Raw genomic sequence first — 2,524 nt, 5'->3', positions numbered from 1 at the left:
TTGTTTTTGATCTTGGAATACGGTTATCGCCAGTTGGCGGAGTGAGGGACACGGATTTGTCGGCTTAGTATTGGTTAGTTGGTTAATTTAATTATTTTCTTTCTAACGTTGCCGGCTATTGGCGATTAACCGTTGTTACCTTGCGTTTTTTGCTTTTCTTTTTCTTATTAGTGTAATTTTTTATTTGGTGCTTCTTTAATACATCAATTTTTAAATTTGCAAATGGAAAATAATTTGTGAAGTCTTCTAAATCATAAAAGCTATTTCCCGAAGATTTGTCTACAAACTTTAATAGCATTTTAAACTCTATCTGAGTTGGGTTCTTACATTTACTATAATAAACGTAAGTGTTTTCTAAACAGTCAAGTAATTTTAACCAATAACCACCCGTATGTGGACCTTGAAATCCTACTTTATGATCAAAAAATTGTTGTATTCTCTTTTGTAGAGGATTTGTTTTTGAACTTGAAGCGCCAATATAAAGTATATTTTCATTCGGATTCCAGAAATTTTCCAAGTAATCCGAGACTTGAGTAATTTCCTTTACTTTTTCTCCTTTAATATTTAAATCTTCTGCTTCTTTAATCCAGAATTCAAATGTTTTTGGGCAGATATTGAAACTATTCGTGGGTGTTTTACTTTTAGGTTTATTAGTTGTGGCTATGATATAAACTCCATTATAGTTCGCGTTTAAATTGTCATACCATTTGAAAGGACCTTCATAATCTAAATCAAACTCATTAAAAAGTTCGTCAATTGTCACTGCCATATAATTAAATGCTCTTGAAAAATTCTGGTTTTATTTTTACTTCCTCTACCATTTCGATGGAAACACCTAAATTTAACTCTTTAAGTTTCTCAGCAAAATCATTCCCGTCAATTAAATCTATAGGAATTGCGCCATCTCGTGTAGCTTCTTTTTTAGCCTCTCTGGTGAAACTGCCAGTTGTTAGAATTAGTCCTTTATCTGCTCTACCACTCATTGCTCCTCTAAAATCCCTTATGACTGATGATGAAACTGATCCCTTATATCTTTTGGCTTGAAAAACTACGTGAAATGATAATACACTTCCAATTTTGTATATTCCTTTTCCATCAATTCCGCCATCGTTAGTTCTGCCAGTCACTTCAACATTTACAAACCCTAATTCACGCAGTAGTCTTTGGCATAACCTTTCAAATTGATCGGGACTTATTTTCCTTATTGTTTGAATTAATTTATCCTGCCAACTAAATTCTTCTATTTCGTGAGTTGTATCATCAATTTTTGGCTCATCATCGTCTTTTTCTTTGCTCGTTCTTTGACTTCTTTCTTCACGATCAAGTTTTACGACAGTTCTTTTAACTTTTTCTTGATCGACTTTTTCCGTTTTTTGTCCTTTATCTGTTAAAGCCCAAACACCTCTTGAAGAATTCTCAATTAATCCATATCTCTTTAAATAATTTCTTGCCCAAGCCAATCTATAGGCTAATTTAGTTGTGCTTTCTCTATGGATTTCGTTTATCGCATCTTCACTTAAATTCAGAATTTGTATTACTTCTTCCTCAATTTCACTTATAGAACCGGATCCGCCTAATTCTTTAAGTGCTTTTAATACTGGGTTAAATAAATCGTCGTATTTGTATTTGAAGTTTTTATCCATTTGCTCTGTTTAAAAATGCAAGGTAACGGTTTCGAGTATGGACAGTTGCGGGTTGGTTAACCAGGTTTTGTCCGCTTAAAATAAATATAGCTAAAAACATCGAATATCGATTAAGTATTTAGCCGCAATTGACCATACGCGTTGTTGTAAACTGTGCCTTTATTTCTCAAATATTCTCAAAAATTTCGATTCAGATAGTTTGTTTCTGTAAATTAAAATTGCAGAGATAAAACTTGTAATTGTTAGAGTCAGATATATAATTGGTGTTGCTTTTAAAATCAAATTATTATGTTCTATTTCTTTAACATAATTCATTTTCTGGATTTCTGTTTTTAATGTAGAATAATGATATGATTCTTTTGGATTAAATACTTCATATTTTTTGTTTACCGCAGAATTTATAGTTGCTAAAAGGAAGTAGCAGGAACTAATAATTAATAGTATTGAAATGAAGTTGAAAAATATTTTTTTGTTTTTATCAGCACTCATTTTTTTGCCATTAATTTGCTATAATACTTTTCTTGTTCGGTTTCGTTTTTTGTGTTTTCGAATAATTCAAATAGTCCAAACCAATAAAGTCTTTCGTTCATAGTCATTCCATCAATTCGATTAATTGCTGAATCTCTAAAATCCGACCACATTTCATAAACTTTGTCAAAATCCGCTTTTTTGTCAAACCGCGCATGTCCTAAATATCGTTCAACATTTTCTCTTAATTCTAAAACATTTTTTTTGTCAAATTTCCATTTTTGAATAAAATCCGATAATTCTTGAATATTTTTTTCAGATGATACCTTTCTGATTTTTTTTGTCAATTCATCAATATTCATTTACGCAAGAGTGGTTTTTCAGCATTGTTTACAACGGCAGTTTGTCTCAAA

Annotated in this window: 4 protein-coding genes; all 4 read right to left on the bottom strand. The window is 31.2% G+C overall.

All coding sequences use genetic code 11. The features are described 5' to 3' along the window. Nucleotides 1–115 precede the first annotated feature (115 nt). The 4 genes from IIF7_RS20400 to IIF7_RS20385 all read right to left on the bottom strand — a co-directional run bounded on the left by IIF7_RS20400 (nucleotide 116) and on the right by IIF7_RS20385 (nucleotide 2,473). The gene (locus tag IIF7_RS20400) at nucleotides 116–769 is read right to left on the bottom strand and encodes a hypothetical protein (RefSeq protein ID WP_084843532.1); all 654 of its coding nucleotides are present in this window, start codon (nucleotides 767–769) and stop codon (nucleotides 116–118) included. 4 nt (nucleotides 770–773) lie between these two features. Beyond that, nucleotides 774–1,643 carry a restriction endonuclease gene (locus IIF7_RS20395; RefSeq protein ID WP_084843531.1) on the bottom strand — a complete coding sequence of 290 codons (870 nt, stop codon included), beginning with the start codon at nucleotides 1,641–1,643 and terminating at the stop codon, nucleotides 774–776. Between the two features lie 159 nt (nucleotides 1,644–1,802). After that, the gene (locus tag IIF7_RS20390; protein ID WP_084843530.1) at nucleotides 1,803–2,132 is read right to left on the bottom strand and encodes a hypothetical protein; all 330 of its coding nucleotides are present in this window, start codon (nucleotides 2,130–2,132) and stop codon (nucleotides 1,803–1,805) included. After that, the gene (locus IIF7_RS20385; protein WP_084843529.1) at nucleotides 2,129–2,473 is read right to left on the bottom strand and encodes a hypothetical protein; all 345 of its coding nucleotides are present in this window, start codon (nucleotides 2,471–2,473) and stop codon (nucleotides 2,129–2,131) included. Before IIF7_RS20385 ends, IIF7_RS20390 begins: the two co-directional genes overlap by 4 nt. Nucleotides 2,474–2,524: the final 51 nt, after the last annotated feature.

Source organism: Zunongwangia atlantica 22II14-10F7 (assembly GCF_002094855.1).
GTDB lineage: Bacteria > Bacteroidota > Bacteroidia > Flavobacteriales > Flavobacteriaceae > Zunongwangia > Zunongwangia atlantica.
This window is presented reverse-complemented; position numbering and strand designations above follow the sequence as displayed.